Source organism: Gluconacetobacter diazotrophicus PA1 5 (assembly GCF_000067045.1).
In the GTDB taxonomy this organism is placed as follows: Bacteria; Pseudomonadota; Alphaproteobacteria; order Acetobacterales; family Acetobacteraceae; genus Gluconacetobacter; species Gluconacetobacter diazotrophicus.
This window is the reverse complement of record NC_010125.1, coordinates 2,211,326-2,238,304: the sequence shown is the minus strand read 5'-3', so window position 1 is coordinate 2,238,304 and position 26,979 is coordinate 2,211,326. Positions and strand designations below refer to the sequence as shown.

Here is a 26,979-nt window from a genome sequence, read left to right as displayed (position 1 = left end):
AGGGAGCGTATCCTGCCGGGCGGAGTTCCTGCGGGAATCGTGCCGACCCCCGAACGGGACAGAAAAGGAGAACCAGCCATGGAATGGACGGCGGAACGGGACTGGCCCCGCCTGGCAAGCGGCCTGGCCGGGCGGCTGCGGCGGGATTGCGGCGCCGAATGGGACGGCTTCATCCATCATCCCTTCGTGCGCGGCCTGGCGGACGGCAGCCTGCCCGAGGCCGAGTTCAGGCGGTTCCTGATCCAGGACTACCTGTACCTGATCCAGTATGCCCGGGCCTACGCCCTGGCGATCTACAAGGCCGACAGGCTGGAGGACATGCGCTCGGCCTCCGCCATCGTGTCGGGCCTGCTGGATACCGAACTGGCGCTGCACGTGTCCTATTGCACCGGCTGGGGCCTGTGCATCGAGGATTTGCAGAGCCAGCCGGAATCGCTGGAACTGCTGGCCTATACGCGCTTCATCCTGGACCGGGGGCAGGCGGGCGACCTTCTGGACCTGATGGTGACGCTGGCGCCCTGCCTGATCGGCTATGGCGAAATCGGCGTCCGGCTGGTGGCCGATCCGCACACCAGGCGGGACGGCAATCCCTACTGGCCATGGATCGCGCTTTACGGCGGTGAGAAATTCATCGGCCTGGTCGACGCCGGTATCGACACGCTGGAGGCATTGAGCCTGCGCTACGGCGCCGATGCGCGTTATCCGATGCTGCTGTCGGAATTCCGGACCGCCGTGAAGCTGGAGGCCGCGTTCTGGCACGCTGGCCGTTCGGGCGCGCTCTGAAATTCAGGATCTGACGGCGTCGGCGCTGTTGCCTGCCGGTGGCGGAACACCACGCGGTGGCTGAGCGTGAAGTTGGCGAACAGCCCGGTCAGCGATCCGGCGGCCAGGGCCAGGAACGGAATGGTCCGGCACAGCGGAACCGTCAGGAACAGCGTGAAGACCATGCCGCGATTCAGGACGAAACCCAGCGAATTGGCCATCAGGAACCGGGCCCACTGGACCAGCGGGTGGTCGGCATGGACGACGTGGCGGAACGTCCAGTGGCGGTTCAGCAGCCAGTTCATCGTGGCGGCCACGAAATAGGCCAGGATCGTCGCCCCCGTCAGGCCCAGCAGCGCGCGAAAGCCATAGACGGTGGCGGTATCCCACATCAGGCCGAACGTGCCCACCACGCCGAATTTCACGAACGGCATCAGCCGGGCACGCAGATCGGCCAGCCAGCGCGACGAGGCTTGACGCGGAGAAGGCGAGGAGGACACGGGATCGAGCATGTTCCATACGTCTAGAGCAGATCGTGACGAGGCGGAATGGAATAAAAAAAGGGATGCCCGAAGGCATCCCTCTTCTTTTTGAACCGCATCAGTAATGCGGCGGAGATCAGTGCAGGATGATCTCGACGCGACGGTTCTGCGGCTCGCGGGTGTTCGGACCCGTCGGGACCAGCGGATGCTGCTCGCCATAGCCGTGGATGTCGATCGCGCCGGTCGGCACGCCGTCACGGATCAGTTCAGCCTTCACGCTCTGAGCGCGACGGATGGACAGGCCCATGTTGTACTTCTCACCACGCGGGCCGGGGTGGGCCGCGGAGTTGTCGGTGTAGCCGTTGACTTCGATACGCGTCGTCTGGACGTGGGTCGAGGCCTGGGCGGCTTCGGCCACGATCTCACGCGCGCGGGCCGTCAGGTCCGAACGATCCCAGTCGAAGAACACCAGGTAGGTGCGGGCCGGGGTCGGCGCGGGCGGCACGACAACCGGAGCCGGCGGCGGCGGCGGCGGCGCGGTGTTGAACGCGTAGCGCAGTCCCAGGATGAACTGATGGTTGAAGCGGTTGTCGAAGAACGCGTGGCCGACGCTCTTGCCCACACCGTTGGTGTAGGAGGTCATGGTGAATGGACCGTCCGAGAACGCCTGGCCAACCATGCGGTACTGCGCCGTCAGCTGCAGGCCGGGCATGTTCGGGATGTCGTAGGCCGCACCGACGATGCCCTGATAGGCGAAGCCGCCGTTCGTGCCGCCCAGACGGCTGACATTGCCGTTCGAATACCGGGTCGTGGTCGGGCTGACGTTCTGCCACAGGTAGCCGGCACCGACACCGACGAACGGCGTGACGGGGACGTCGATCCCGAACTGCTTCAGGTCGATGTCATACAGCACGTTCAGCATGCCGCCGTACGACTGATCGTGACCACTGGTGACGCCGGTCGCGGCGGTCGGGGCGCGGTGGTTGATCTCGGAATAGTTGTAAAGGCCCTCGGCCTCGAGACGCAGGCCGTTACCAAAGCCCCAGCCAACAGCGCCGAAGCCGGTGAAGCCGGCGTCATGGCGATACTGCGACGAGCTCTTCGTAAGCATCGAAGCATTGGCGGGATCGTTGGAGAAATGACCGTGCTGGTTCTGGACCAGGTTGTAGCCGCCACCCAGGTCGACATAGGGGCCGGTAATGATGGTTGCGTTAGCAGCAACCGGTGCAGCCGCCATCAGTGTGGTGGCGAGTAATGCCGTGCGGAGACGCATTATTTTCGTCCTCTTGATCATCCGTTCGAGTAACCGTCAAACCATAGACGGTCGGCCTCAGCGTGATGCTTAACCCCCTATAGATCTTCCGGTTCCGGCTTAGGAACCCATCTCGTAGGCAGAGCAGGCATTACCGTTGTGCACCGTGTTGAAAAGGCAACAGTTTGTTTCGGGTGGATTACGTGTTGGTTGGGTACGTTTCGCCGAAGATATTATCGGGTGGGCGGCGGATCGGCGGTGGTCGACCGCGGGCAGGCCACGCCGGTGTGCGGTAATCGCGACATATGTGGTCCCGCCGCCACAGAGAAGCCGCAATCAGGAAGGCGGCCTGTTCAGGCCGCGCATCCTTCCGCCAAAAGAATATCGCGGACCACCGCGTCCGGGACGTCGCGGCAGGTGAAGGCCTGCCCGATCCCGCGCACCAGGACGAAGGACAGGCGTCCGTCGCGCATTTTCTTGTCCCGCTGCATATGCGCGATCAACCGGTCGGCCGAGAACGTTTCGCCAACGTCGCTGATCCGCGCCGGCATGCCCAGCCGCTCCAGATGGGCGGTGACGCGGTTCAGGTCGGTGCGGTCGCAGAACCCCATCCGGACCGACGCCAGGAACGCCAGGCGCAGGCCGATCGACACGGCCTCGCCATGCAGCAGGCGGCCGTCATAGCCCAGTTCGGCCTCCAGCGCGTGGCCGAACGTATGGCCCAGGTTGAGTAGTGCGCGGCCGTCCGATTTCTTTTCTTCCCGCTCGTCGTCGCCGACGACATGGGCCTTGAACGCGCAGGCCTGGCGGACGGCCTCGGCCCGGATATCGGCGTCACCGTCCAGTACGGCCTGGCCGTTGGCTTCGCACCATTCGAACAGGGCGGCATCGCCGATCAGGCCGGATTTGACGATCTCGGCATAGCCGGCGCGGACCTCGCGCGCCGGCAGGCTGGCCAGCGTCGTGGTATCCACCAGCACCGCCAGCGGCTGATGGAAGGCGCCCAGCAGGTTCTTGCCGAACGGGGTGTTGATCCCCGTCTTGCCGCCCACCGACGAATCGACCTGCGACAGCAGCGTCGTCGGGATCTGCACGAAGGGCAGGCCGCGCAGGGTGGTGGCGGCGGCAAATCCCGCCAGGTCGCCCACCACGCCGCCGCCCAGGGCGATCACCGTGGTGCCGCGCTCGACCCCCATGTCCAGCAGCGCGTTGGTCACGCGCTCGTATTCGGCCATTGTCTTCGACCCTTCCCCGGGCGGGACGACGATCGTTTCCGCCCGGATCGCGCCCTCGGCCAGCCCGGCCAGCAGGCGCGGCAGGTGCAGCGTCGCGACGGTCGAATCGGTCACGACCACCACACGCTTTTGCGGCAGGACCGGGGCCAGCAGGATTCCGGCATGGCGCAGCAGGTCCTCGCCGATGGTCACGTCGTAGCGCCAGCGTTCCAGGATCACGGGGACGAGTCGCGGCGGCTTCGCCAGGGTCAGGGCGCTGATGACGGTGGCGGCACTCTGGTCCACGCTTTCTTCTCCACAATCCACGGTGATGTTCGCTTCGGCATAGACCGGATGCCGGATTTCCATCAGGGCCGCCAGGATGTCGCGCGGGTTGCCCTCGTTCAGCAGGGGCCGGTGGGTCCGCCCCTGGACGCGGCGCACCAGCACCGGCAGCGGGCACCGCAGCCAGACCGAGGTCGCGCGGTCGCGGATGACCGCGCGGGTCACCGGGTCCATGAACGCGCCGCCGCCCGTCGCCAGCACCAGCGGGTGGCCGCTCAGGATGCGGCGGATGACGCGGTGCTCGCCCTTGCGGAATTCGGCCTCGCCATACCGGCGGAACAGGTCGGCGATGGAACATCCGGCCGCGCGCTCGATTTCCACGTCGGCATCGACGAAGGGCATGCCCAGCCGTGCCGCGATCCGCCGGCCGATCGTCGTCTTGCCCGCCCCCATCAGCCCGACCAGCACGACGCTGCGCTCGTGCGGTCCCGGGGCGCGCGGGCCCGGCCTGTCGGGCCTGTCGGCGGCAACCAGGGCATCGAGGTCGAACGCCAGGAACGGGGCGTCGCGCCCCCCGGCGGGGGACAGGTCGGTACTCTCGGGGGCTGGCGGTTCGATCGGACGTGACATGATCGCAAACCTAACATACAGCAGAGGCACCAAGCCATGACGGTTCGCGAACGGTCCTGCCCGCTCGCGCCGCCGCGTGGCGTCATCGCGTCGGGGTTGGGTTATGCAGCGTATCCTGTTGGCTCTTGCGGGTATCGTGGTCCTGGCCGCCGCGGGGGGATTCGTCTCGCTGGGGGCCTTCCCGCCGCCGGCTCCGACCCTGCCGGTGCACAAGGACCTGCCGTCGGATCGTTTCGCCCATCCCTGAGCCGGGGATCGTGAGCGCGCAGGCCGAGGCGTTCCTCGAAATGCTGGCGGCCGAACGGGGTGCCGCCGCGAACACGCTGAAGGCCTATGGCCGGGACCTGGACGATTTCGCCGCCCACGCCCGGCAGGCGGGCCGGTCGCTCCATGACGCCGATTCCGCCCTGCTGCGCGATTACATGGGCAGCCTGGCTCGTGCCGGACTGTCGCCGCGGACCCAGGCGCGGCGCCTGTCCTGCCTGAAGCAGTTTCACCTGTTCCTGGCGCGCGAGGGCGTGCGGCAGGACAATCCGGCCGAACTGCTGGACACGCCGCGCCTGCCCGCGACGCTGCCCCGCTTCCTGACCGAGGACGAGGTCGATGCCCTGCTGGCCGCCTGCGTTCCCCCGCCCGATGGCGGCGCGGCGCGGCGGTGGCTGGTGGCCCGCGCCGCGCTGGAAATGCTGTATGCGTCCGGCCTGCGGATATCCGAACTGCTGGCGCTGCCCCGGCGCGGCCTGGGCCGTGACGCGCAGATGCTGATGGTACGCGGCAAGGGCGGGCGCGAGCGACTCGTGCCCCTGTCGGCGGCGGCCCGGGCGGCGGCCGAGGCGCTGATCGCCCATGACGGGCCCCGCCGCAGCCCATACCTGTTTCCCGGCCGCGCGCCGGACCGGCCGCTGACGCGGCAGGGGTTCGACCGCATCCTGCACGACGTCGCGCTACGCGCCGGGCTGGACCCGGCCCGGCTGTCCCCGCACGTACTGCGTCATTCCTTCGCCACGCACATGCTGGCCCGGGGGGCCGACCTGCGGGCGCTGCAGGTCCTGCTGGGCCATGCCGACATCGCCACGACCCAGATCTATACCCACGTCCTGGCCGAACGGCTGCGCCAGGCGGTCGAGGCCTATCACCCGCTGGCGCGTGGCGGGGACGGAGAAACCCGCTGAAAACCGTCCCGGTTGTGGTTTCGCTGCGGAATAGACTTGGCAGGATTCGTGGCTGTGCTATCCGCACCGCATGCGCCAGTTTCTAGATTTCGAAAAGTCGGTCGCCGAGCTTGAGAACAAGATCGACGAGCTTCGCAAGATGTCCGAGCCCGATGGCATCAATCTTGCCGAAGAAATCGCCCGCCTGACGGACAAGTCCGAAAAGCAGCTTCGCGCGGCCTATGCCAAGCTGAGCCCGTGGCAGAAGGTCCAGGTCGCCCGCCATGCCCAGCGTCCGCACGCCGCGGACTACATCGGCACGCTGATCCAGGATTTCACGCCCCTGGCCGGCGACCGGCTGTTCGGCGAGGACAAGGCGGTGATCGGCGGCATAGGCCGGTTCCAGAATCAGCCGGTGGTGGTGATCGGGACCGAGCGCGGTTCGGAACTGGAAAGCCGGCTGGCGCATAATTTCGGCATGGCGCGGCCCGAGGGCTATCGCAAGGCGCAGCGCCTGATGGAACTGGCGGGCCGCTTCGGCATGCCGATCCTGACCTTCATCGACACGTCGGGCGCGTGGCCCGGCATCGATGCCGAGGCACGCGGCCAGGCCGAGGCGATCGCGCGGTCCATCGACACCTGCCTGTCGGCGCCGGTGCCGGTGATCGCCACCGTGATCGGCGAGGGCGGGTCCGGCGGCGCCATCGCCCTGGGCGCGGGCGACCGGGTGATGATGCTGGAACACGCGATCTATTCGGTGATCTCGCCCGAAGCCTGCGCGTCGATCCTGTGGCGCGACCCCAAGCAGGCGACCAGCGCGGCCGAGGCGCTGAAGCTGACGGCGCAGGACCTGCTGCAACTGAAGCTGATCGACCGGATCATCCCCGAGCCGGTGGGGGGCGCCCAGCGCGACCCAGAAAGCACCATTCGCTCGGTTGGCGATTCGATCGCGGCCGAACTGCCCGACCTGCTGTCGCTCAGCGCCCCCATGCTGGTCGCGCAGCGGCGGGAAAAATTCCTCGCCATGGGCCGCGACAGCCTGAGCTGAACGGGCCCTTTACGGCGGTTCGCCCTCCGCTGGGGTGAAGCCCAGCCGTTCGATCAGTTCGCGCACGCGGTCCGCCGCGTGGCAGACGGCGGCGGCGTCCAGCCCCTTGCTGACCAGGGCCACGCCCCGCCGCCCGTCGGGCCGGCGGAACGGATAGGACCCGATATCGACGCTGGGGTGACGATCCTGGATGTCCGCCAGTCCTTCGGCCAGCGCGCCCTCGTACAACCCCAGCGCGTACCAGCTTCGCGACGTGACGGGCGTGCCGTGGCGCAGGGTCGGGGCCAGTTCCTCGAACATCGCCTGCATGATGCGTGGAACGCCCGCCATCACATGGACATTGCCGATGCTGAACCCCGGGGCGACCGAAACCGGATTGGCGATCGGCGTCGCCCCTTCCGGCAGCGTTGCCATGCGCTGGCGGGCGGCGTTGAATTCACCCGGGGGAAAATGCGCTTCCAGCAGGCGGAACGAATCGGGATGGACCGACCACGGCACGCCGAACGCCTCGGCAATGCAGGGGGCGGTGATGTCGTCATGGGTGGGGCCGATTCCGCCCGTGGTGAAAATATGATCGAAGCGCGCCCGCACGTCGCAGACCGTGCCGACGATGACCGCGCGCTGGTCGGGAATGACCCGAACTTCCGCCAATGTGATGCCCAGTTCGGTCAGGCGCCGCGCGATATATTGCACGTTCACATCCTGGGTCCGGCCTGACAGGATTTCATTGCCGATGACCAGGATGCAGGCAGTCGGGTTCATGAACGTGCTCCCGGTTTGCAGTATGATGCCAATATGAACCGTACCGCCCGGCAGGGCCAGAGAGGAGGAACGCGATGATGATGGGACCAATCTGCGGCGCGCCGCGATGCGTCTGGGATCTGCGGGCCACGCTGGGCGAGGGGCCCGTCTGGTCCGAGGGCGAGCAGGCACTGTATTTCGTCGATATCGTCGGCCGGGCGATCCATCGCTACCGGCCGGAAAGCGGCGAGACGATGACGTGGCTTGCCCCGAATCGCCCCGGCTTCCTGGTGCCGTCGAACGACGGGACCTTCCTGTGCGGCCTGAAGGACGGGCTGCACCGGTTCGACCCCGCCAGCGGACATTTCAGCCTGGACACGCTGGTGGAACCGGAATTGCCGGACAACCGCATCAATGACGGGCATGTGGACCGGTTCGGGCGCCTGTGGTTCGGCACGATGCACGACGCCGAAACCGATCCGACCGGATCGCTCTATTCCGTCAGCCAGGACCAGGGACGGTTGCACGTCCATCGCGAGGACGAGGGATATATCGTCAGCAACGGCCCCGCGCTGTCGCCCGACGGGCGGACGCTGTACCACAATCACTCGCCCGCCCGCACCGTCTATGCTTTCGATGTCGGGTCGGGCGGTGTGCTGTCGAATCGCCGGGTCTTCGCGACGCTGCAGGATGGCTACCCGGACGGGATCGCGGTGGACAGCGCGGGCTTCCTGTGGATCGGGGTGTGGGGCCGCGGGCGGATCGAGCGCCTGGCCCCCGATGGCACGCCGGTCGATCCCATTCCGCTTCCCGCCCGCAACGTCACCAAGGTCGCGTTCGGCGGGGCCGACTACCGCACCGTGTTCGTCACCACGGCGCGCAAGGGCCTGTCGCCCGAGCAACTGGACGCGGAGCCCCTGACCGGCGGACTGTTCTCGTTCGGCACCAGCATTCCCGGACAGAAACAGGCGGTGTTCCCGCTCGACCGGTCGATCGTGCTGTAAACTTAAAGAAGGTCCCGCAGCAGGGGGATCAGCGGCAGGTCGGCCTCGGGCATCGGATAGTGCGACAGGTCGTCGGCCCGGACCCAGGCCAGGGTCTGGCCCTCGCGCGGGTGGGGGACGTTCTTCCATCGCCGGCAGACATAGACGGGCATCAGCAGGTGGAAATGCCCGTAATCGTGCGACACGAATGTATAGGGGGCCAGGCACGACCGGGCGACGTCCAGCCCCAGTTCCTCGTCCAGCTCGCGGATCAGCGCCGCTTCGGGCGTTTCCCCGGTTTCGACCTTGCCGCCGGGGAATTCCCACAGGCCGGCCATCGGCTTGCCCTCGGGCCGGCGGGCCAGCAGGATTCGCCCGTCCGTATCGACCAGCGCCACGGCGGCCACCAGGATGACGCGCTTCTGTTCCGGCGTCCGGCCCGCCGGAAGCGGGGCGGACCCGACCCCGGGGTCATCCATCGCCAGGTCGGCGCGCGTCGCTTCGAACAGCAGCACGGGATGGTCCCCCGTGCCGCGCGATACGAAGGCCTGACGCCCCGATCCGGTCTCGCGAAAGCCGATGCGGCGCAGCACGGCGATCGAGGCCGGGTTGTCATGCGCGACGGCGGCGGCCACGCGTTCGATCGGCAGGGTGGCCAGCGCCCAGCGCGCGATTCGTTCCACGGTGGTCGAGGCCACCTTGCGATTCCAGTAGGGACGGCCGACCCAGTACCCGACGGTGGCCGACCGGGCGGCGGCATTCACCTGCACCCCGATACAGCCCATCAGCGAATCGGGGTCGTCCGATTCGGGGTGGGTGATGGCGAAATGATAGGCCGCGCCCCGCCGGGACAGGTCCTGGGTCGAGGCGATCCAGTCATCCGTCAGGCCGCGCGGATAGGGGAACGGCACCCGGCTGAGCATCCGGATGACGCTCCAGTCATTGACCAGCCGGTGCATCGTGCCGGCATCGGACGGCAGAAGCGTGCGCAGGCGGTAGGGCCCGGCCTGCAGGGCCGCGTCCGTCCGATCCGTTCCCAGGTCGATCGTCATGCCGTCATGCATCATGCTTTCAGGATCGGGCGGCGGGGATACCGCATTCGGCCAGCAATTCGCGCAGGCTGCGAATGACGGGGAAGACTTCCTGGTTATGGTCGCCCCCCAGTTCGTCCCACGCGGCCTGCTCCAGTTCCACGATCTCGCGGTCCTCGCTGAAGATCCGCTCGGTGAATGCGACCAGGAACGGCCACGCCATATCCAGCAGGCCGGGCACCCTGGGCCGCTTGATCGACAGCAGGCCGAACACCCGGTTGGTCATTTCCTCGGCGTCCTGCGGGACATAGACGATCCACAGATCCATGACCGGGGGGGTGCCCTCGGCCTGGATCTTCAGGGTCTGGTACGGATATTCCGTGCGGATCGTCATGACGTCGCGGTGCGCGTACTTGGCGCTGTTGTCGCGCTTCTGGCCGAAGACCAGCGCCTCGCCCAGCGGCTGCTTGCCGCCGGTCCGCGCGAAGGTGTAGCGGGCCTCGATCATGCCGGGACCGCGATCCTGTCCCAGGAAACGAGGCTTCATCTGCCCCATCTGCTTCATGTGCATGAACTGATGGTTCATATCCATCAGGTTCTCGTGCATGAAGCTGTAATGGCATTTGACGTGCCGCCCGAAACGCCGGGTCTTGTAATCCGGGTTGGTCGTCTGCGCCAGGCGGGGCAACGGTGTCGCGGCGGCGCGCTCCGGGTCGCCGGGGAAGACGAAGATCAGGCCATCCTGTTCGCGGCAGGGATAGGTGCGCACACCGTTCGGCAGCTTGCCCTTGCCCAGATACGGCACGTCGATGCAGCGGCCGGACCGGCCGTACGCCCAGCCGTGATAACAGCACTGGACCGCCTGGCCCTTCACCACGCCCTTGCTCAGCGGCACCTGGCGGTGGGCGCAGCGGTCTTCCAGCGCGAAGACTTCGCCCTCGGCGGGGCGGACCAGGGCGATCGGCTGGCCGGCATAGCGCGTGCCGATGGTCTTGCCGACCTTCAGCTCGCGCGACCAGGCCACGGGATACCAGAAATCGGGATTGGACCGGACCCGCCGCAGATCTCCTTCGGGGGTCAGGCCGGCCGGGGGGATGCTATCCGTCGAAAAAATCTGGTTCATCGTCTCTCTTGGGTTCAGGCGCTGAGGCTCGGAGCCGGCGGATCATACACGCGATCGCAGCCCTGCCGCACGATGCATTAAGGGGCTATCATTCCGTATTGGGAAATTTTTTCGGTGCCATGGCGATACCGGCATCCAGACACCCTTCTGTGGCGGTTTGACGACGCGGGGCACGCAATGATGAACGCGCCCGGCCGTCTCCGGCCTTGACGCATGTCAAAACCGCCTCCTACTGCGCGGGTGCCAGTTCGGCCGTAAGATCCTCGATGAACTGATAGGCGACGCGCCCCGACCGGCCGCCGCGCGTGACCGACCATGCGTTGGCGCGCTGCGCCAGTTCGGCGTCGGCAATCGGCAGGGCGCGTGCGGCGGCATAGGCCCGGACCATGTCGAGGAAGACGTCCTGCGCGCAGTTGTGAAAGCCGATCCACAGCCCGAATCGATCGGACAGGGAAACCTTCTCCTCGACCGCCTCGGACGGGTTGATGGCGGTGGAGCGTTCGTTGTCGATCATGTCGCGCGGCATCAGGTGCCGCCGGTTCGACGTCGCATAGAACAGCACATTGGCCGGCCGTCCCGAAATGCCGCCGTCCAGCACCGATTTCAGCGCCTTGTAATCGGCGTCCTCACTCTCGAACGACAGGTCGTCGCAGAACACGATGAACCGGCGCGAACTGTTGCGCAGCAGCGCCAGCAGGTCGGGCAGGGTGGACAGATCCTCGCGCTGGATCTCGATCAGGACCAGCCGGCCTCGGCCGGCGGGCGCGGGGCGGCCGTCGAGCAGGTTGGCCTGGGCGTGGGCGGCCTTGACCAGCGAGGACTTGCCCATGCCGCGCGCGCCCCACAGCATCGCGTTGTTGGCCGGCAGCCCGCGCGCGAAATGCAGCGTGTTCTCCAGCACCAGCCGGCGCTGGGTCGCGACGCCGCGCAGCAGGTCGATATCGACATGCGCCACGTGCCCGACCGGGGTCAGCCGGCCCTGCGCGGGATGCCAGACGAACGCGTCGGCCGCGTCCAGGCCGGCCAGCGTCGGCGGCGGGGGGGACAGCCGCTCCAGCGCACTGGCGATGCGGTCGAGAACGGGCAGCAGGTCGGAATCCATCGTCGGTCCTGTTCCAAGGCTGTAGAATGGGCCCGGAGCGCGGCGGGCCTTCGGGAATGCGAACCGACGCCTTGACGGGAAACAGGCGAAAACTATGGTCCAGTCCCGCGCCCCGCAACCCAATAATGAAGGCCGGAACGACCCCTCATGACCCTTCTTTCCGATTTCCTGGTTACCCCGGCATACGCCCAGACCGCCGGAGGCGAAGGGGGTCTCCTCAGCGCCGGCGGCATGATGTCGATCCTGCCGTACGTCGCGATGTTCGTGATCTTCTATTTCATCCTGATCCGGCCGCAGCAGCAGAAGCAGAAGCAGCTTCGCGCGCAGCTGGCGTCGCTGCGCCGCGGCGACCGCGTGCTGACGGCGGGCGGCATTGTCGCCACCGTGCAGAAGGTCCGCGACGATTCGAATGAAATGGAGGTCGAAATCGCCCCCAACGTGCGGGTGACGGTGCTGCGCGAGACCATCACCTCGGTCGTCAGCAGCAGCGCCAAGCCGGCCAACGACACCGGCGCCAAGGCTGGCTGAGGCCTTCCTACCCACGATCCCGCAGAGTTGAAGACGCCCGGTCGCCGTCCAGTACGGACAGCGACCGGGCGTTTCGCGTTTCCGGATGGCGGAAAGTCGCCATTTTTCTTCAAAAACCCACAATGTGGGTCAATAGTTCATATATTGAGTTTCTTCCTCGTCTGGCCTAGCGATTTGGGACGGGAGGGCACGATGATGGGCCATAATGACGGCAAGGGGACGGCGGCCAGCGGAACGCAGGCCCTGGAACGCGGGATCGCGATCGTCGATGCCGTGGATTCGGGACACCGGACCTTGCCTGCCATCGCGACCGCGACCGGCTGCACCCGCAGCACCACGCAACGAATCGTGCAGTCGCTGGTCCGGCTGAACTGGCTGCTTCAGCAGTCCGACGGAACCTACGACCTGGGTCCGCGCCTGGCGGCGCTGTCCCAGCGCGCGCGGGCCGAGACCTCGCTGGCCACGCTGGCACGGCCCGTGGCCGAGCGGCTGGGGGCGGAAACGCGCGACACAGTGCATGTGGGTGTGCGCTCCGGCGCCGACATTCTCTATCTGGACAAGATCCCCGGACAGCGGGGCCTGGAAATGCGCTCGCGCGTCAGGCAGCGCATGAGGCTGGCCCTGACCGGGATCGGGCGTGCCCTGATGCTGGACCTGGACGAGGACGAGTGGGGCCTGCTGTTCGATGCCGCCCGGCCCGATGCCACGCCGGATGAGCGCACGGCGTGGGTGGAGCGGATGCGCGCCTATCGGGCCGAGGGCTGCGTGTTCGACCTGGAGGATAACGAGATCGGGATTCGCTGTGTCGCGGCCCCGGTGCGCGATCGTGACGGACGGATCGTCGTGGCGCTGAGCGTTGCCAGCGCCACGCCCTATCTGTCGCCCGTGCGCATGCAGGCCCTGGCGCCGGTCGTGCGCCGCGCGGCGGCCGACCTGTCGGCCCGGCTGGGATGGAGGTCCGATGTCCGTGCCGCATGAACAACCCGGGGACGGAGCCCTGATCGCGATCGACTGGGGAACCTCCGCGCTGCGGGCCTGGCGCATGGCGGCGGATGGCACGGTGCTGGACGCGGCCAGCGGGCCGTGGGGCATCCTGAACCTGCCGGAGGGCGGGTTTCCGGCGGCGCTGGTGGCGCTGCTGGCCGACTGGCCGGATGCGGCGGGCCTGAAGCTGATCGCGTGCGGGATGATCGGCAGCGTGAACGGCTGGCACGAGGTCCCCTATGTCGACTGCCCGGCCGATGCCGCCGCCCTGGCCCGGGCGCTGGGGCGGCCGCACATGGGCGGCGCGGTGCCGGGAATCGTGCCCGGCCTGCGGCAGTTCCAGCCCCTGCCGGACGTGATGCGGGGCGAGGAGACCCAGATCGTCGGCGCGCTGGCGCTGCACCCGGACCTGTCCCACGCCGCGACGCTGATCCTGCCCGGAACCCATTCCAAGTGGGTGACGGTGCGTCATGGACGGATCACGGGCTTCCACACCGCCATGACGGGCGAACTGTTCGCCGTGCTGTCCCAGCACAGCATCCTGGGTCGCCCGGCGGAAGGCGCCGAACCGGTGGCCGAGGACGAGGCCCGCGCGGCCTTCCGTCGTGGCGTCCAGGCGGCTTCGTCGTCCCGCCAGGGGGTGGCCCCGCTGCTGTTCTCGGCCCGCAGCCTGTTCCTGACCGGCGGCCTGGGCGCGGCCGCCACGCGGGATTACCTGTCCGGCCTGCTGGTCGGGGACGAGATCCGCGCCTTCCTGGCCGACAGGACGGAGATGTTGCCGACCGTCCTGGTGGGCGAGGACCGGCTGTGCGGCCTGTACGCCCAGGCGTTCGAAATGCTGGGCGCCCCGGTGCCGCGCCTGGTCGGCAACACCGCGCCGGCCGGGCTGTACCGCATCGCGGTGGAAGCCGGATACCTGCGGCCGACCCCCGAGGAAGATACGACACACGGAGATACGACATGATGACGTTCGACCGCGCCCTGGACGTCTGCCCCCTGGTCGCCATCCTACGCGGCATCCGCCCGGACGAGGTGCTGGACATCGGTCAGGCGCTGGTCGAAGCGGGCTTCGCGATCATCGAGGTGCCGATGAACTCGCCCGAGCCGCTGCGCAGCATCCGCCTGCTTCAGGATCGCTTCGGGGATGCCGCGCTGATCGGGGCGGGGACCGTGCTGTCCGCCGAAATGGTGGGGCAGGTGGCCGATGCCGGAGGGCGGCTGATCGTCATGCCGCATGCCGATGTCGCGGTCATCGGCGCGGCCCGTGCCGCCGGCATGGCCTGCACCCCCGGCGTCGCCACCCCGACCGAGGGCTTCGCGGCGCTGGCCGCGGGGGCTGCGGCGCTGAAGCTGTTCCCGGCCGAGCAGATTGGCCCGGGGGCGTTGAAGGCGTGGCGCAGCGTCTTTCCCGCCGGTACGCGCTTCATCCCCGTGGGCGGGATCACTCCCGACACGATGGACCCCTGGGTGACGGCCGGCGCGGCGGGGTTCGGGCTGGGATCGGCGCTCTATCGTGCCGGGCGGTCGGCGGGCGAGGTCGGCGCGACGGCGCGGCTGTTTATCGCCGGCCTGGAAAAAGCCGGTCTGGAAAAATCCAGACTGGAAAAACAGGAACGGAAACGGACATGAAGATCACGAAGCTGACGACGTTCCAGGTCCCGCCGCGCTGGCTGTTCCTGAAGATCGAGACCGACGAGGGGATCAGCGGCTGGGGTGAGCCGGTGGTCGAGGGCAGGGCCGACACCGTTGCCGCCGCCGTGGCCGAACTGGCGGACTACCTGGTCGGCAAGGACCCGTTCCGCATCGAGGATCACTGGACCGTCCTGTATCGCGGCGGCTTCTACCGGGGCGGCGCGGTGCATATGAGCGCCATTGCCGGTATCGATCAGGCGCTGTGGGACATCAAGGGCCGGGCCTTCGGTGTGCCGGTGCACGATCTGCTGGGCGGGCGCTGCCGCGACCGTATCCGCGTCTATTCCTGGATCGGCGGCGACCGGCCGGCGGACACGGCCCAGGCGGTCCGCGCCGTGGTCGATCGCGGCTTTACCGCGATCAAGATGAATGCGACCGAAGAACTGCAATATGTCGACAGCCACGCCAAGGTGGACGACGTGATCGCCCGTGTCGCCGCGATCCGCGAGGAGGCGGGGCCCTATCTGGGCATCGGCGTGGATTTCCACGGCCGCGTGCACAAGCCGATGGCCAAGGTCCTGGCCAGGGAACTGGAACCCTACGACCTGATGTTCATCGAGGAGCCGGTCCTGAGCGAGCATCTGGAAGACCTGCCTGAAATCACCAAGCACACCTCGATTCCCATCGCGCTGGGCGAACGCCTGTTTTCGCGCTGGGACTTCAAGCGGGTGTTCGAACAGGGGTGCGTGGACATCATCCAGCCCGACCCGTCGCATGCCGGCGGCATCACCGAAACCCGCAAGATCGCGGCGATGGCGGAGGCCTATGACGTCGCGGTGGCGCTGCACTGCCCGCTGGGGCCGATCGCGCTGGCGGCGAACCTGCAGCTCGATGCCTTGTGCTACAATGCGTTCATCCAGGAACAGAGCCTGGGCATCCACTACAACAAGACCAACGACCTGCTGGACTATCTGGTGGATCCGGATGTCTTCGCCTATCGCGATGGGCACGTGGACATCCCGACCGGCCCCGGCCTGGGGATCGAGATCAACGAGGACTATGTCCGCGCCCGCGCCGCCGAGGGCCATCGCTGGCGCAACCGGTCTGGCGGCATCGCGACGAGGTCGTTCGCGGAATGGTAGTGTCCCGGTCCCGACACGGGTTCCTATGCCCGCTATCCCAGCCTGGCCGGCCGTTCGGTGCTGGTCACGGGGGGCGCCAGCGGCATCGGCGCGGCGCTGGTCCGCGCCTTCGCCGACCAGGGCGCGCGGGTGGCCTTCGTGGACCTGGACCGGGTAGCGGCGGACGCTCTGGCGGGCGAGGTCGCCCAGGCGGGCCGGCAGGTGCTGTTCATCCCGTGCGACGTGACCGATGTCGCGGCGTTGCGCGAGGCGGTCGCCACGGCCTTCGGTGCGCACGGGCCGGTGGACATCCTGCTGAACAATGCCGGCAACGATGCCCGCCACACGCTGGACGAGGTCGATGTCGCGATGTGGGAGCGCCTGTCCGCGATCAATATCCGCGCCCAGTTCTTCGCGGCCCAGGCCGTGGCGCCCGGGATGCGGGCGGCGGGGCGCGGGTCGATCGTCTGCCTGGGGTCGACGGGGTGGATGCAGAAGAACGCCGGCTATCCCATCTATGTCACCGCCAAGGCGGCGGTGCTGGGGCTGGTGAACGCCCTGGCGCGCGAACTGGGCCAGGACCATATCCGGGTCAACGCGCTGGTTCCCGGCTGGGTGATGACCGAACGCCAGCGCCGCCTGTGGCTGACACCCGAGGGCGAGCGGCAGATCGACCGCAGCCAGTGCCTGCCGGGCCGGGTGGAACCCGGCGACATCGCGCGCATGGCCCTGTTCCTGGCTGCCGATGACAGCCGGATGTGCAGCGGCCAGCAATTCATCGTCGATGGCGGCTGGGTCTAGGCGCGGTCGGCGGTTTACGCCCGAAACATGCAAAAAGACGAACCGTATCGTCGCCGGTCCGTTATAATCGCTCAAAAACGGAGCAGAACATGGAGGCGTACGGATATGCCGCAACGACGGGGTCCCGGCATCTGAGGAAGGCGGTGCCCGGACGGGCCGGCCTGGTCGCCGGCCTGGCGGCGGTGGCCGGGCTGATGTTCGGGCTGGATATCGGCGTGATTTCCGGTGCGCTGAGCCTGATCGCGCAGGAATTCGATGCGACCCAGTTCCAGCAGGAAGCCATCGTCGCCGCGATGATGCTGGGTGCGGCGGTCGGCGTGCCCATTGCCGGGTGGCTGTCCTTCGACCTGGGGCGCAAGCGGACGCTGGTGATCGGCGCCAGCCTGTTCATCGTCGGATCGACGGCCTGCGCATTGTCCGGGTCGGTGGGCATGCTGATCGCGGCCCGGATCGTGCTGGGGCTGGCCATCGGGATTTCGACCTTCACCGCGCCGCTCTACATCGCGGAAATCGCCGACGCGGCCAATCGCGGCGCGATGGTGTCGATCTACCAGTTGATGGTGACCATCGGCATCCTGACAGCATTCGTGTCCGACGCGCTGTTCGCCTATTTCGACGCATGGCGCTGGATGCTGGGCATCGTGGCCTTTCCGGGAATCGTGTTCCTGATCGGGGTGGCGTTCCTGCCCGCCAGCCCGCGCTGGCTGATGTTGCGCGGGCGGCGGGACGAGGCCCGGCGCGCGCTGCTGGAACTGCGTGGCCAGGCCCACGGGGTGGCGCGGGAACTGAGTGAGATCGACGCCCAGTTGCGCACGCAGGGGCGGGGATGGGCCCTGTTCCGGTCCAACCGGAATTTCCGCCGCGCCGTCTTCCTGGGGGTCATGCTGCAATGCGTCCAGCAATTCACCGGCATGAACGTGGTGATGTATTACGCCCCGCGTATCTTCGGGCTGGCCGGCTTTGCCGAGCATGCCCGCCTGTGGGGTACGGCGACGGTGGGCGGCGTGAACATGGCGGCCACCTTCATGGCGATCTGGCTGGTCGATCGCTTGGGCCGCCGGCCCATCCTGATCTGCGGCCTGATGGTCATGAGCGTCGGTATGGCCGGGCTGGGCCTGATGCTGCGCGAGGGCATGGGGCAGGGGGCGGACCAGACCATGGCGGTGGCGCTGCTGCTGTGCTTCGTCGCGGGCTTCGCCTTTTCGGCGGGGCCGCTGGTCTGGGTGCTGTGTTCCGAAATCCAGCCGCTGCAGGGGCGCGATTTCGGCATCGCCTGTTCCACCGCCACCAACTGGATTTCCAACATGATCGTGGGCGTCTCGTTCCTGACGCTGCTCGATCGGCTGGGCCGGTCCGAGACATTCTGGCTGTACGCGGGCCTGAACGCCCTGTTCGTGGTGCTGGTCGCCCTGTTCGTGCCCGAGACGAAGGGCCTGAGCCTGGAGCGGATCGAACGTGACCTGATGGGCGGCGTGCGGCTGCGCGATATCGGGCGCCGCCGGCCCTGAACCTGCCGTGCAGGGAACATCAGGCATAGAAAAACCCGGCCGGATCGGCCGGGTTTTTCATGCCGCCTGCCGGACGGGGCCGATCAGGCGGCCTTGAGCTGCGCCTCGGCGAACTCGTAGTTCGCCAGCTTGTCCAGGTAGTTGGTGGTGTAGTCCGGACGACGGTTGCGGAAATCCAGATAGTAGGAATGTTCCCACACATCCAGGCCCAGAAGCACCTTGCCCTGGCCTTCGGCCAGCGGGTTGGAGCCGTTGGCGGTCTTGGTCACCTTCAGCTTGCCGTCGGCCGCCAGGACCAGCCACGCCCAGCCCGACCCGAACTGCGTCGTCGCGGCGGTCTTGAACGCGGTCTTGAAATCGTCGACGCTGCCGAAATCCTCGGCCAGCTTCTTGGCCAGGGCGTCGGGGATCGCGCCGCCGGTCGGGGACAGGTTCTGCCAGAACAGGATATGGTTCCAGTGCTGGCCGGCATTGTTGAACACCGGGGCCGAGGCGGCGTCGCCCTTGACGGCCAGAATGATCTCTTCCAGCGACTTGCCCTGAAGTTCGGGCTTCGCTTCGACGAAGCCGTTCAGCGCGGTGACATAGGCCTGATGGTGCTTGCCGTGGTGCAGCTCCAGCGTTTCCTGGCACATGCCGCGCGCCGCCAGCGCGTTGGTCTGGAACGGAAGGGTGGGCAATTCGAAAGCCATGGACGTTCTCCTTGGAATTGCATGGGCGGGGAACCGCCATCTATCAGAGCTATGAGCGCCGGCCGGGTGCGTCAAGTGACGGAGAGATGACCACATCCCCCGTCGCCGCCGGGCTTGTGCCCGCGGCCGGCGCGCGGCATGTCCGTGACATGACGAATACTACGGAAAAGCGCGCGGCCGAAACGGGCCTCTCCGCCATGGGCGAAATCGCCCGGCGGTCCGATCCGGACCGGTTTTTCTGCACGCTGTTCCTGCCGGCCTCCGTCAGGGAAGACGCCTTCACGCTGATCGCGTTCAATCACGAATCCGTCCGCGCCCTGTCCGGTATGCACTCCCGGTCCGTTGCCGGCCCCATGGCCGGGCTGATTCGCCTGCAATGGTGGCGGGAAATCGTCGAGGGCGCCTCCCACCCGCACGAAGTCGCGGATCCCCTGCGCGCCCTGATCCGCGCCGGCCGGGTCCGACGGGACACCCTGCTGGGAATCCTGGACGCGCGTGAGGCCGAACTGGAGGGCCTGCCGGACTGGGCAGCGTGGCGGGCCGCGATGCGCGCCGGTGCCGGCGGCGTCCAGGCCGCCATCGCCCAGGTTGCCGGGACCGGGACGACCGATCCCGACCTGTTGCGGGCGGTCGAATTCCTGGGTGCCGCCTATGGCGTGGGCGGGCTGCTGCGTCACATGGGCGCGGTACTGGCTGGTGGCCGCTGTCCGCTGCCGGAGCCGGCATTGCAGGAATTCGGCCTGTCGGGAGAATCGATCCGGGACGGCGCCGGTATCCAGGGGTCCGACCTGACGCCCCTTCGGGCCCGCCTGCGCGACGAGGGACGGGAATTTCTGGCCCAGGCGGGGATGCAGGTGGCGGCCGGGGCCGTCCGGGTGCGGCTGCCCCGTGCGGTGCGCGCGGCGGGCCTGCCGGGTGCCCTGGCCCGGCGCGACCTGGGCCGTGGCCATGATCGCGAAGTCGGAGCGGCGCGCGGACTGGGCGACCGGCTGGCGGTCATGGCCGCGATGGCGCGGGGGCGGATCTGACCCGCCCAGCCGCGGTGTCGGTCAAGGGCTGTTGGCCACCGTGCGTTCCAGCACGGCGAACAGGGCGGAATAATCGTCGTCGGGATGGGTGCGCCGCGTCAGCGACAGAAGCTGCGTGGTCGCGGCCATCGTCGCCAGCGGCGCCTCGGCCCGCGCGGCGTCGGTCATCAGCAGGCGCATGTCCTTCTGCATCAGCCGGGTCGGGAATTGCGGCGTGAAATCGCCCACGCGCGCCGCCTTCAGCTTGCGCTTGTGATGGGGCGAAATGACCGCGACCGAATCCAGCGCGCCGAACAGCATGTCGCGGTCCAGCCCGGCCGCCAGGCCGTAGGTCACGCCCTCGGCCACGGCGGCCAGTCCCGCGCCCATGATGCCGTTGACCACCAGTTTCAGCTTCGTGCCGCTGCCGGACGGGCCGGCATGGATCGTGGCCTTGCCGATCACGTCGAAGATCGGCTGCGCCCGCGCGACGACCGCCGCATCGCCGCCCACCAGCACCACCAGCGTGCCGGATTCGGCCTCGGGCGTGCTGCCGGAAACCGGGGCGTCCAGCACCGCGACATCCTGTTTACCCGCGGCGGCGGCCAGCGCCGCCGAGGCTTCGGGCGAGACCGAACTGGTGTTGACCAGCAGCGCGCCCTTCGTCATGCCGGCCAGCGCGCCGTCCGGCCCGTACAGCGACTTCGCCAGGGATTCGTCGTCCGGCACGCAGACGAGGACGGTCCCCGCCGCCTCGGCCAGGGCGCGCGGCGTGGGCAGGAAACGGGTGGTGCCGTCTCCACCCTTTCCGGATGGCGTGTAGGCCATGATCTGGTAACCGGCTTCGCGCAGATTGTGGCCCATGCGGCTGGCCATCGCGCCGAAGCCGATAAAGCCGATGGTGCCCGTCGAGCCGTTGGCTGTCGAACTGTTGGCTGATGAATTGGACATGATCCTGACCCTTTCCTTTTCTGCCCTGGCGCGGGCACAGTGCGGGACCGTCCCGGCGACGTCACGTCCGGGCCCCTGCAAGGCCGCCACATGAGTGTCTTTCGCTACCCGCGCCCCCCGTCATCGGACATCACGCCTCATGCGGCGTGGCTGTCGCGGCGCGATATCCTGGCGACCGGGCTGGCGGGTGCTGCCGGCGCGATCCTGCCGCCCCGGATTGCCCAGGCGGACACGCTGGCCGCGCGCCCCGGCCCCCTGTCCGATGGCGGGCTGACGCCCACTCCACTGCAGGACGTCACGCATTACAATAATTTCTATGAATTCGGGCTGGAGAAAACCGACCCCGCCGAACGATCCGGCGATTTCCATCCGCGTCCCTGGACGCTGCGGGTCGAGGGCATGGTGGCAAAGCCCCGGACCTATGACATCGACACGCTGCTGGCCCGCCCGCTGGAGGAACGGATCTACCGGATGCGCTGCGTCGAGGCCTGGTCGATGGTCATTCCGTGGATCGGCTTTTCGCTGGGCGACCTGCTGCGCGAGGTCGAACCGCTGGGCAGCGCCCGATATGTCGCGTTCGAATCCGTGTTGCGGCCGTCGGAAATGCCGGGGCAGAGTGGCCTGCTGCCGGTCCTGGACTGGCCGTATGTCGAGGCCCTGCGCCTGGACGAGGCCCTGCACCCGCTGACGATCCTGGCGGTCGGGCTGTATGGCCAGACGCTGCCCAACCAGAACGGCGCGCCGGTCCGACTGGTGGTGCCATGGAAATACGGCTTCAAGGGAATCAAGTCGGTCGTGCGGATCCGCCTGACCGACAGCCGCCCCCGGACGGCCTGGAACGTCCGCGCGCCGGACGAATACGGGTTCTATGCCAACGTCAATCCAGCGGTCGATCATCCCCGCTGGAGCCAGGCGACGGAACGGCCGATCGGCGTGCGCGGCGGCTTCTTCGGCGCGGCCCGGCAGCCGACGCTGCCGTTCAACGGCTATGGCGCGCAGGTCGCCGGCCTGTATGCCGGCATGGACCTGCGGCGAGACTTCTGACGTGGCGGTGTCCCGGCGCGGGCCGTCCGCCCTTCTGACCCGTCAGGGCCTGATCCGGTTCGGCCTGTACGCCGTGGGGCTGGTCCCGGCGGTGGCGACCTTCGTCATGGGGGCGACCAATCGCCTGGGTGCCGATCCGGTCAACAGCTTCGAACGCACGCTGGGCCTGTGGGCGCTGCGGTTCCTGATCCTGTCGCTGTGCGTGACCCCGCTGCGCGAACGCACCGGGGTCAACCTGCTGCGCTACCGGCGGGCACTGGGGCTGCTGGCCTTCTGGTATGCGCTGTTCCACCTGTCGGCCTATGTGGGGCTGGACCAGGGGTTCGACCTGCCCGTGCTGCTGGCCGACGTGACGCGGCGGCCCTTCATCATCCTGGGCATGGTGGCCTTCACCATCCTGGTCGTCCTGGCCGCGACCTCCAACGCCTGGTCGATCCGCCGGCTGGGACGGCGATGGCGGTCCGTGCATCGCTGGGTCTATCTGGCCGCATTGTGCGCCGCGATCCATTTCATCCTGTCGTTCAAGGTGATTCGGGCCGAAACGCTGGTCTATGCCCTGATCGTCGTCGGCCTGCTGGCCTATCGGCTGCTGCCGGCGGCGCTGCGTCGCCCCAGGGTTGCATGAACCTGTCGCATAAAGATGATGGCGCCCCCGACCCCGGGGCATGGCATGACGGACGAAGTGACGGATGCCAAGATGGACGCCATGATCGCCGGACCCGGCTTTCTCGATACCCTTTCCGCGCGCCTGGCCGGCAGCCCGCCGGTGGATGCCGCCGTAATCTATCCCTGCAGCCTGCCTTCGTTGCAGGCCGCCGTCGGGCTGGGCCAGCAGGGCATCGTCCAGCCGATCCTGATCGGCCCCGGCGAGCGGATTCGCGCCCTGGCGCGCTCGGCCTCGCTCGACCTCGCAGCCTGCCGGCTGGTCGAGGCGGCGGACGAGCATCTGGCGGCGGCGCGCGGCGTGGCCCTGGCGCGCGACGGCACGGCCCGGATGCTGATGAAGGGCTCGCTGCATTCCAGCATCTTCCTGCGTGAAATCGGGCATCACGAATCCGGCCTGCGGACGGACCGGCGCATGAGCCATGTCTTCGTCCTGGACGTGCCGACCTGTTCGCGGCCGCTGCTGGTCACCGACGGGGCGGTGAACATCGCCCCCGACCTGCCGGCGCGGCGGGACATCGTGCAGAACGCCATCGACCTGGCACGGACGATCGGCATCTCCCGCCCCCGGGTCGCCATTCTGTCCGCGATCGAAACGGTGAATCCCGAACTGCCGTCGACCGTGGATGCCGCCCTGCTGGCCAAGATGGCCGAGCGCGGACAGATCACGGGTGGAATCGTGGACGGCCCCCTGGCGCTGGACAATGCGCTCAGCGCGGAAGCCGCGCGGTGCAAGGGAGTCGAATCACCCGTGGCCGGCTGCGCCGACATCCTGGTCGTCCCGGACCTCGAGGCCGGCAACATGCTGGCCAAGCAACTGACCTTCATGGGCGGGGCATCGGCGGCGGGCGTCGTGCTGGGCGCGCGCGTGCCCGTGGTGCTGACCAGCCGCGCCGATTCGGTCCGCACGCGCATCCTGTCCGGCATCCTGGCCGCGGTCCTGGCGCAGGCACGGGGCATGGACTGACGGTTCCCTGCGCCGTGGCGATGCGAAAACCATGCAACAGCCATGCGACGGCAGAATATCGCATGGCTCCAGGGTGTGATTAGATTCAAAAAAATGATGATATATTCAGGACAATGTCGATAGACCTGCATCGCGTGGCCTTCGTTCCTGCCTGGCGGCCCGATCATTTCCCTCGCGTAGAGATGATGCGCCGAAATACTGGTCCGGATGGCATGACCGGATCACACATCCTGCCGACAGCCCTACCGAAAGCCATAACCGGCGCCAGCATGTCCGCGTCGTTCCGGAGAATGTCATGACCTCGAACTCGACCCGAACCGATTCTGCCTACGACGTCGTCCTGATCGGTGGCGGGGTCATGAGCGCGACGCTGGGCGCGCTGCTGAAGCTGCTGCAACCGGACTGGTCGATCGGGCTGTTCGGCCGGCTGGACGACGTGGCCCAGGAAAGCTCGAATGCCTGGAACAATGCCGGCACCGGGCACTCCGCGCTGTGCGAGCTGAACTACACGCCCGAACGGGCCGACGGCAGCATCGATATTTCCAAGGCCGTGGGGGTGAACGAGGCGTTCCAGGTCTCGCGCCAGTTCTGGGCCTATCTGGTCGAATCCGGGGTGATTTCCTCCCCCCGCGACTTCCTGAACCCCATCCCGCACATGAGCTTCGTCTGGGGCGACGAAAATTGCGACTATCTGCGCCGCCGCTACGAGGCGCTGAAGGATCATCCACTGTTCTCCGGCATGCGGTTTTCGACCGATCCGGCCCAGTTGAAGCAGTGGATGCCCTTGGTGATGGAGGGCCGCAAGGCCGGCACGCCCCTGGCCGCGACCTGGATCGCGTCGGGCACCGACGTGAATTTCGGCGCGCTGACGCATCTGCTGGTCGATTTCCTGTCGCAGCAATCCGGCTTCGACCTGAAGCTGGGGCACGAGGTCCAGGACCTGAAGCGCGACGAGGCGGGAACCTGGCAGGTTTCGGTGCGTGACCTGGCCACGAATCACGCCCTGAAGGTGGCGGCGCGCTTCGTCTTCATCGGGGCGGGCGGCGGCGCGCTGCCGCTGCTGCAGAAGACGGGCATCCCGGAATCGAAGGGTGTCGGCGGTTTCCCGGTCAGCGGGCAGTTCCTGCGCTGCACCAATCCGGACGTCGCGGCCCACCATCATGCCAAGGTGTATGGCAAGGCATCGGTGGGCGCGCCCCCGATGTCGGTGCCGCACCTGGATACCCGCGTCATCGACGGCAAGGCGGGCCTGCTGTTCGGGCCGTATGCGGGATTCTCGACCAAGTTCCTAAAGCATGGGTCGCTTTGGGACCTGCCGAAATCGATCCACATGGACAATCTGGGCGCCATGCTGGCCGTCGCGCGCGACAACATGCCGCTGACCAGATACCTGATCCAGCAGGTGCTGCAATCGAACGAGGCCCGTCTGGCGGCCCTGCGCGATTTCGTCCCCACGGCGCGGGCCGAGGATTGGGAACTGATCGTGGCCGGCCAGCGCGTGCAGGTGATCAAGAAGGACGAGAAGAAGGGCGGCGTCCTGCAATTCGGCACCGAGGTCGTCACCGGCGCGAATGGAACCGTCGCGGCCCTGCTGGGCGCATCGCCCGGCGCCTCGACCGCCGTGCCGATCATGCTGACGGTGATCCGGAAATGCTTCCCCGGCGAACTGCCGCGCTGGGATGCCAAGCTGAAGGAAATGATCCCCTCCTTCGGCGGCTCCCTGGCCGACCGGCCGGACCTGTGCGCCCAGGTCCACGAGCACACGACACGCGTGCTGCTACTGGAAGGCTGAAGGAAAACGGGGCAGGGCGCCATGCCCTGCCCGGTGTCCTACGCCGCGTCGATCAGGGCCCGCAGCCGGGCGACCACCGCCCGGAACATGTCGGTGGTCAGCACGCCGGTATTCGTGTTGTAGCGTGACACGTGATAGCTGTCGGTCAGGACCAGCCCGTTCGGCAGGGTCTGCACCTGCCCATGCGTGAAGCGGATTCGCGACATCGGAATTCCGCAGGCGGCCACCGTCGCGTTATGGGCGACGACACCCAGCGTCAGGACGGCCTTCAGGTTCGGCATGGATGTCAGTTCGGACCGCAGGAAATGGTTGCAGGTCCGCACTTCCGACGTCTGGGGCAGGTTGGCGGGGGGCACGCAGCGCACGGCATTGACGATGCGGCAATCGTTCAGCACCAGTCCGTCCGTCGGGTCGGCGCCGTATCGCCCGGTGGCGAAGCCGTATTCGATCAGCGTCTCGTACAGCAGCGTTCCGGCGTAATCGCCGGTAAACGGGCGGGCGGTGCGATTGGCGCCCTTTACCCCGGGGGCCAGCCCCACGATCAGCAGTGAATGCGCTGCTCTCGCCCCACGGTGGACAGGGTTCCACCAGTCGGGGTGGGCAGCCTGGTTGGCCAGCCGGTACTCCACCAGGCGGGGGCAGGCGGGGCAGTCGCGGGGGGGAATGTCCGGGCCCGGCGAGGTGGACCACGGATGGGGCGGCAGGCGGGCCAGGGCCCGGGAACGTGGCGGCATCAGTCGCCGTGATCGAGTTCGCTGATCTGGTCGGCCGGATGGCGAACGGGGGCCTGCTGCTGGCGCTGCGGGCGCGCCTCGGCCTGGCGGCGGGTGAATTGCGGCGCGATATCGGCCAGTTCGATGAACTGGTCGGCCTGGCGGCGCAATTCGTCGCCGATCAGGGGAGGCGACGTCCGAATCGACGAAATGACCGACGTGCGCACGCCCTGGCGCTGCACCGTTTCCAGCAGGCGCCGGAAATCGGCATCTCCGCTGAACAGGACCGCATGGTCGATGCGGGGCGCCATCTCCATCATGTCGACGGCCAGTTCGATATCCATGTTACCCTTCACGCGCCGCCGCCCGTTATGGTCGACGAATTCGCGCGCCGTCTTGGTCACCAGGAAATAACCGTTATAGACCAGCCAGTCGGTCAGCGGCTTGAGCGGGGAGTATTCCTCGCTTTCGAGGATTGCCGAGTAATAATAGGCCCGGATGACGTGGCATTTGGAACGGAAGAAGGTCAGGAGATTACGGTAATCGACATCGAATCCCAGATGGCGTGACGCCGAATAGAGGCTGGCACCGTCTATGAAAAGGCAGACCCGTTCGTTGGGTTGAAAAAACATGCACCCTGATCCCTGCGCCATACGGAGTTCTGAAATGACTGAAAATGCATGCGTATGAAATTGATACGCCTGCATCTTAATTGACGTCTGGCACGTTAGAGGCGTCACAGCCAAATTGGTATGGGCGAATGGGGGCGGGG

General features: G+C 67.6%; 28 protein-coding genes. 17 read left to right on the top strand and 11 right to left on the bottom strand.

Features of this window, described 5'->3' with window-relative positions:
* Nucleotides 1-78: 78 nt before the first annotated feature.
* Entirely contained in the window at nt 79-783 is a 705-nt protein-coding gene (locus tag GDI_RS10435) for a TenA family protein (RefSeq protein WP_012226016.1), read from the top strand.
* Here GDI_RS10435 and GDI_RS10430 read toward each other — a convergent pair.
* The 3 genes from GDI_RS10430 to aroB form a co-directional block, all read right to left on the bottom strand.
* On the bottom strand, nt 699-1,274 hold the full coding sequence (locus GDI_RS10430; RefSeq protein ID WP_012553107.1) for a GtrA family protein: 576 nt from the start codon (nt 1,272-1,274) through the stop codon (nt 699-701). The two genes, GDI_RS10435 and GDI_RS10430, sit on opposite strands and share 85 nt — an antisense overlap.
* A 106-nt stretch (nt 1,275-1,380) precedes the next feature.
* Nucleotides 1,381-2,517: an OmpA family protein gene (locus GDI_RS10425; protein ID WP_012226014.1), complete on the bottom strand. Its 1,137-nt coding sequence runs from the start codon at nt 2,515-2,517 to the stop codon at nt 1,381-1,383.
* Nucleotides 2,518-2,849: 332 nt separating this feature from the next.
* Entirely contained in the window at nt 2,850-4,625 is a 1,776-nt protein-coding gene (gene aroB, locus GDI_RS10420) for a 3-dehydroquinate synthase (RefSeq protein WP_012226013.1), read from the bottom strand.
* Nucleotides 4,626-4,728: 103 nt separating this feature from the next.
* Between aroB and GDI_RS20045 the strand changes: the two genes are divergently transcribed.
* The 3 genes from GDI_RS20045 to GDI_RS10410 all read left to right on the top strand — a co-directional run bounded on the left by GDI_RS20045 (nt 4,729) and on the right by GDI_RS10410 (nt 6,824).
* Nucleotides 4,729-4,872 carry a hypothetical protein gene (locus GDI_RS20045; RefSeq protein ID WP_012226012.1) on the top strand — a complete coding sequence of 48 codons (144 nt, stop codon included), beginning with the start codon at nt 4,729-4,731 and terminating at the stop codon, nt 4,870-4,872.
* Between the two features lie 7 nt (nt 4,873-4,879).
* Nucleotides 4,880-5,797 carry a tyrosine recombinase gene (locus GDI_RS10415; RefSeq protein WP_173363414.1) on the top strand — a complete coding sequence of 306 codons (918 nt, stop codon included), beginning with the start codon at nt 4,880-4,882 and terminating at the stop codon, nt 5,795-5,797.
* Between the two features lie 70 nt (nt 5,798-5,867).
* Nucleotides 5,868-6,824, top strand: coding sequence for an acetyl-CoA carboxylase carboxyltransferase subunit alpha (locus GDI_RS10410; protein WP_012226009.1), 957 nt, complete (start codon nt 5,868-5,870; stop codon nt 6,822-6,824).
* Nucleotides 6,825-6,833: 9 nt separating this feature from the next.
* Here the strand turns inward: GDI_RS10410 and GDI_RS10405 are convergent, their stop codons facing one another.
* Nucleotides 6,834-7,586: a competence/damage-inducible protein A gene (locus GDI_RS10405; RefSeq protein ID WP_012226008.1), complete on the bottom strand. Its 753-nt coding sequence runs from the start codon at nt 7,584-7,586 to the stop codon at nt 6,834-6,836.
* Between the two features lie 74 nt (nt 7,587-7,660).
* Here GDI_RS10405 and GDI_RS10400 point away from each other — a divergent pair, with 74 nt between their 5' ends.
* On the top strand, nt 7,661-8,569 hold the full coding sequence (locus tag GDI_RS10400; RefSeq protein WP_157871026.1) for an SMP-30/gluconolactonase/LRE family protein: 909 nt from the start codon (nt 7,661-7,663) through the stop codon (nt 8,567-8,569).
* Between the two features lie 2 nt (nt 8,570-8,571).
* Here the strand turns inward: GDI_RS10400 and GDI_RS10395 are convergent, their stop codons facing one another.
* The 3 genes from GDI_RS10395 to GDI_RS10385 all read right to left on the bottom strand — a co-directional run bounded on the left by GDI_RS10395 (nt 8,572) and on the right by GDI_RS10385 (nt 11,804).
* Complete coding sequence (locus GDI_RS10395) at nt 8,572-9,615, bottom strand: bifunctional GNAT family N-acetyltransferase/(deoxy)nucleoside triphosphate pyrophosphohydrolase (RefSeq protein WP_012553104.1); 1,044 nt, start codon at nt 9,613-9,615, stop codon at nt 8,572-8,574.
* A gap of 4 nt (nt 9,616-9,619) precedes the next feature.
* Entirely contained in the window at nt 9,620-10,702 is a 1,083-nt protein-coding gene (locus GDI_RS10390) for an aromatic ring-hydroxylating oxygenase subunit alpha (RefSeq protein WP_012226005.1), read from the bottom strand.
* A gap of 229 nt (nt 10,703-10,931) precedes the next feature.
* On the bottom strand, nt 10,932-11,804 hold the full coding sequence (locus GDI_RS10385; RefSeq protein ID WP_012226002.1) for an ATP-binding protein: 873 nt from the start codon (nt 11,802-11,804) through the stop codon (nt 10,932-10,934).
* Nucleotides 11,805-11,951: 147 nt separating this feature from the next.
* On the opposite strand from GDI_RS10385, the gene yajC reads away from it, so the two are divergent.
* The 7 genes from yajC (at nt 11,952) to GDI_RS10350 (ending at nt 18,378) form a co-directional block, all read left to right on the top strand.
* A complete protein-coding gene (yajC, locus tag GDI_RS10380) occupies nt 11,952-12,332 on the top strand; it encodes a preprotein translocase subunit YajC (protein WP_012226000.1) in 381 nt (126 codons plus the stop codon).
* A gap of 192 nt (nt 12,333-12,524) precedes the next feature.
* Nucleotides 12,525-13,310 (top strand): IclR family transcriptional regulator, encoded by a 786-nt coding sequence (locus GDI_RS10375; RefSeq protein WP_041249391.1) that lies wholly within the window; start codon nt 12,525-12,527, stop codon nt 13,308-13,310.
* A complete protein-coding gene (locus GDI_RS10370) occupies nt 13,294-14,280 on the top strand; it encodes a 2-dehydro-3-deoxygalactonokinase (protein WP_012553102.1) in 987 nt (328 codons plus the stop codon). Before GDI_RS10375 ends, GDI_RS10370 begins: the two co-directional genes overlap by 17 nt.
* Nucleotides 14,277-14,945, top strand: a complete 669-nt coding sequence (locus GDI_RS10365; protein ID WP_012553101.1) for a 2-dehydro-3-deoxy-6-phosphogalactonate aldolase — start codon at nt 14,277-14,279, stop codon at nt 14,943-14,945. The genes GDI_RS10370 and GDI_RS10365 overlap by 4 nt, the downstream gene beginning before the upstream one ends.
* Nucleotides 14,942-16,090 (top strand): galactonate dehydratase, encoded by a 1,149-nt coding sequence (gene dgoD / locus GDI_RS10360; RefSeq protein WP_012225986.1) that lies wholly within the window; start codon nt 14,942-14,944, stop codon nt 16,088-16,090. The genes GDI_RS10365 and dgoD overlap by 4 nt, the downstream gene beginning before the upstream one ends.
* Before the next feature lie 42 nt (nt 16,091-16,132).
* Nucleotides 16,133-16,870, top strand: coding sequence for an SDR family oxidoreductase (locus GDI_RS10355; RefSeq protein ID WP_041249390.1), 738 nt, complete (start codon nt 16,133-16,135; stop codon nt 16,868-16,870).
* A gap of 89 nt (nt 16,871-16,959) precedes the next feature.
* The gene (locus tag GDI_RS10350; protein ID WP_012225984.1) at nt 16,960-18,378 is read left to right on the top strand and encodes a sugar porter family MFS transporter; all 1,419 of its coding nucleotides are present in this window, start codon (nt 16,960-16,962) and stop codon (nt 18,376-18,378) included.
* 83 nt (nt 18,379-18,461) lie between these two features.
* Here the strand turns inward: GDI_RS10350 and GDI_RS10345 are convergent, their stop codons facing one another.
* A complete protein-coding gene (locus tag GDI_RS10345; protein WP_041249389.1) occupies nt 18,462-19,070 on the bottom strand; it encodes a superoxide dismutase in 609 nt (202 codons plus the stop codon).
* Nucleotides 19,071-19,219: 149 nt separating this feature from the next.
* Between GDI_RS10345 and GDI_RS10340 the strand changes: the two genes are divergently transcribed.
* Nucleotides 19,220-20,098 (top strand): squalene/phytoene synthase family protein, encoded by an 879-nt coding sequence (locus GDI_RS10340; RefSeq protein WP_012225982.1) that lies wholly within the window; start codon nt 19,220-19,222, stop codon nt 20,096-20,098.
* 21 nt (nt 20,099-20,119) lie between these two features.
* Here GDI_RS10340 and GDI_RS10335 read toward each other — a convergent pair whose 3' ends face one another.
* On the bottom strand, nt 20,120-21,028 hold the full coding sequence (locus GDI_RS10335) for an NAD(P)-dependent oxidoreductase (protein WP_012225981.1): 909 nt from the start codon (nt 21,026-21,028) through the stop codon (nt 20,120-20,122).
* A gap of 90 nt (nt 21,029-21,118) precedes the next feature.
* Between GDI_RS10335 and msrP the strand changes: the two genes are divergently transcribed.
* The 4 genes from msrP (at nt 21,119) to GDI_RS10315 (ending at nt 25,494) form a co-directional block, all read left to right on the top strand.
* Nucleotides 21,119-22,072, top strand: coding sequence for a protein-methionine-sulfoxide reductase catalytic subunit MsrP (gene msrP / locus GDI_RS10330; protein WP_012225979.1), 954 nt, complete (start codon nt 21,119-21,121; stop codon nt 22,070-22,072).
* A 1-nt stretch (nt 22,073) separates the two neighbouring features.
* Nucleotides 22,074-22,697: a protein-methionine-sulfoxide reductase heme-binding subunit MsrQ gene (gene msrQ, locus GDI_RS10325; protein ID WP_012225977.1), complete on the top strand. Its 624-nt coding sequence runs from the start codon at nt 22,074-22,076 to the stop codon at nt 22,695-22,697.
* A 45-nt stretch (nt 22,698-22,742) separates the two neighbouring features.
* A complete protein-coding gene (locus GDI_RS10320; RefSeq protein WP_408735201.1) occupies nt 22,743-23,702 on the top strand; it encodes a bifunctional enoyl-CoA hydratase/phosphate acetyltransferase in 960 nt (319 codons plus the stop codon).
* A gap of 295 nt (nt 23,703-23,997) precedes the next feature.
* Nucleotides 23,998-25,494, top strand: coding sequence for a malate:quinone oxidoreductase (locus GDI_RS10315; protein ID WP_012225973.1), 1,497 nt, complete (start codon nt 23,998-24,000; stop codon nt 25,492-25,494).
* Between the two features lie 38 nt (nt 25,495-25,532).
* Here the strand turns inward: GDI_RS10315 and GDI_RS10310 are convergent, their stop codons facing one another.
* Both GDI_RS10310 and GDI_RS10305 read right to left on the bottom strand, forming a co-directional pair.
* A complete protein-coding gene (locus GDI_RS10310; protein ID WP_012225971.1) occupies nt 25,533-26,228 on the bottom strand; it encodes a uracil-DNA glycosylase in 696 nt (231 codons plus the stop codon).
* Nucleotides 26,228-26,839, bottom strand: coding sequence for a LabA-like NYN domain-containing protein (locus GDI_RS10305; protein ID WP_012553092.1), 612 nt, complete (start codon nt 26,837-26,839; stop codon nt 26,228-26,230). The genes GDI_RS10310 and GDI_RS10305 overlap by 1 nt, the downstream gene beginning before the upstream one ends.
* Nucleotides 26,840-26,979 lie beyond the last annotated feature (140 nt).

What these genes read in the sequence shown, in the direction of transcription:
- GDI_RS10435 (WP_012226016.1), top strand. Translation starts at nt 79, where the DNA reads ATGGAATGGACGGCGGAACGGGACTGGCCCCGCCTGGCAAGCGGCCTG.
- GDI_RS10430 (WP_012553107.1), bottom strand. Translation starts at nt 1,274, where the DNA reads ATGCTCGATCCCGTGTCCTCCTCGCCTTCTCCGCGTCAAGCCTCGTCG.
- GDI_RS10425 (WP_012226014.1), bottom strand. Translation starts at nt 2,517, where the DNA reads ATGCGTCTCCGCACGGCATTACTCGCCACCACACTGATGGCGGCTGCA.
- aroB (WP_012226013.1), bottom strand. Translation starts at nt 4,625, where the DNA reads ATGTCACGTCCGATCGAACCGCCAGCCCCCGAGAGTACCGACCTGTCC.
- GDI_RS20045 (WP_012226012.1), top strand. Translation starts at nt 4,729, where the DNA reads ATGCAGCGTATCCTGTTGGCTCTTGCGGGTATCGTGGTCCTGGCCGCC.
- GDI_RS10410 (WP_012226009.1), top strand. Translation starts at nt 5,868, where the DNA reads ATGCGCCAGTTTCTAGATTTCGAAAAGTCGGTCGCCGAGCTTGAGAAC.
- GDI_RS10405 (WP_012226008.1), bottom strand. Translation starts at nt 7,586, where the DNA reads ATGAACCCGACTGCCTGCATCCTGGTCATCGGCAATGAAATCCTGTCA.
- GDI_RS10400 (WP_157871026.1), top strand. Translation starts at nt 7,661, where the DNA reads ATGATGATGGGACCAATCTGCGGCGCGCCGCGATGCGTCTGGGATCTG.
- GDI_RS10395 (WP_012553104.1), bottom strand. Translation starts at nt 9,615, where the DNA reads ATGATGCATGACGGCATGACGATCGACCTGGGAACGGATCGGACGGAC.
- GDI_RS10390 (WP_012226005.1), bottom strand. Translation starts at nt 10,702, where the DNA reads ATGAACCAGATTTTTTCGACGGATAGCATCCCCCCGGCCGGCCTGACC.
- GDI_RS10385 (WP_012226002.1), bottom strand. Translation starts at nt 11,804, where the DNA reads ATGGATTCCGACCTGCTGCCCGTTCTCGACCGCATCGCCAGTGCGCTG.
- yajC (WP_012226000.1), top strand. Translation starts at nt 11,952, where the DNA reads ATGACCCTTCTTTCCGATTTCCTGGTTACCCCGGCATACGCCCAGACC.
- GDI_RS10375 (WP_041249391.1), top strand. Translation starts at nt 12,525, where the DNA reads ATGATGGGCCATAATGACGGCAAGGGGACGGCGGCCAGCGGAACGCAG.
- GDI_RS10370 (WP_012553102.1), top strand. Translation starts at nt 13,294, where the DNA reads ATGTCCGTGCCGCATGAACAACCCGGGGACGGAGCCCTGATCGCGATC.
- GDI_RS10365 (WP_012553101.1), top strand. Translation starts at nt 14,277, where the DNA reads ATGATGACGTTCGACCGCGCCCTGGACGTCTGCCCCCTGGTCGCCATC.
- dgoD (WP_012225986.1), top strand. Translation starts at nt 14,942, where the DNA reads ATGAAGATCACGAAGCTGACGACGTTCCAGGTCCCGCCGCGCTGGCTG.
- GDI_RS10350 (WP_012225984.1), top strand. Translation starts at nt 16,960, where the DNA reads ATGGAGGCGTACGGATATGCCGCAACGACGGGGTCCCGGCATCTGAGG.
- GDI_RS10345 (WP_041249389.1), bottom strand. Translation starts at nt 19,070, where the DNA reads ATGGCTTTCGAATTGCCCACCCTTCCGTTCCAGACCAACGCGCTGGCG.
- GDI_RS10340 (WP_012225982.1), top strand. Translation starts at nt 19,220, where the DNA reads ATGACGAATACTACGGAAAAGCGCGCGGCCGAAACGGGCCTCTCCGCC.
- GDI_RS10335 (WP_012225981.1), bottom strand. Translation starts at nt 21,028, where the DNA reads ATGTCCAATTCATCAGCCAACAGTTCGACAGCCAACGGCTCGACGGGC.
- msrP (WP_012225979.1), top strand. Translation starts at nt 21,119, where the DNA reads ATGAGTGTCTTTCGCTACCCGCGCCCCCCGTCATCGGACATCACGCCT.
- GDI_RS10320 (WP_408735201.1), top strand. Translation starts at nt 22,743, where the DNA reads ATGACGGACGAAGTGACGGATGCCAAGATGGACGCCATGATCGCCGGA.
- GDI_RS10315 (WP_012225973.1), top strand. Translation starts at nt 23,998, where the DNA reads ATGACCTCGAACTCGACCCGAACCGATTCTGCCTACGACGTCGTCCTG.
- GDI_RS10310 (WP_012225971.1), bottom strand. Translation starts at nt 26,228, where the DNA reads ATGCCGCCACGTTCCCGGGCCCTGGCCCGCCTGCCGCCCCATCCGTGG.
- GDI_RS10305 (WP_012553092.1), bottom strand. Translation starts at nt 26,839, where the DNA reads ATGTTTTTTCAACCCAACGAACGGGTCTGCCTTTTCATAGACGGTGCC.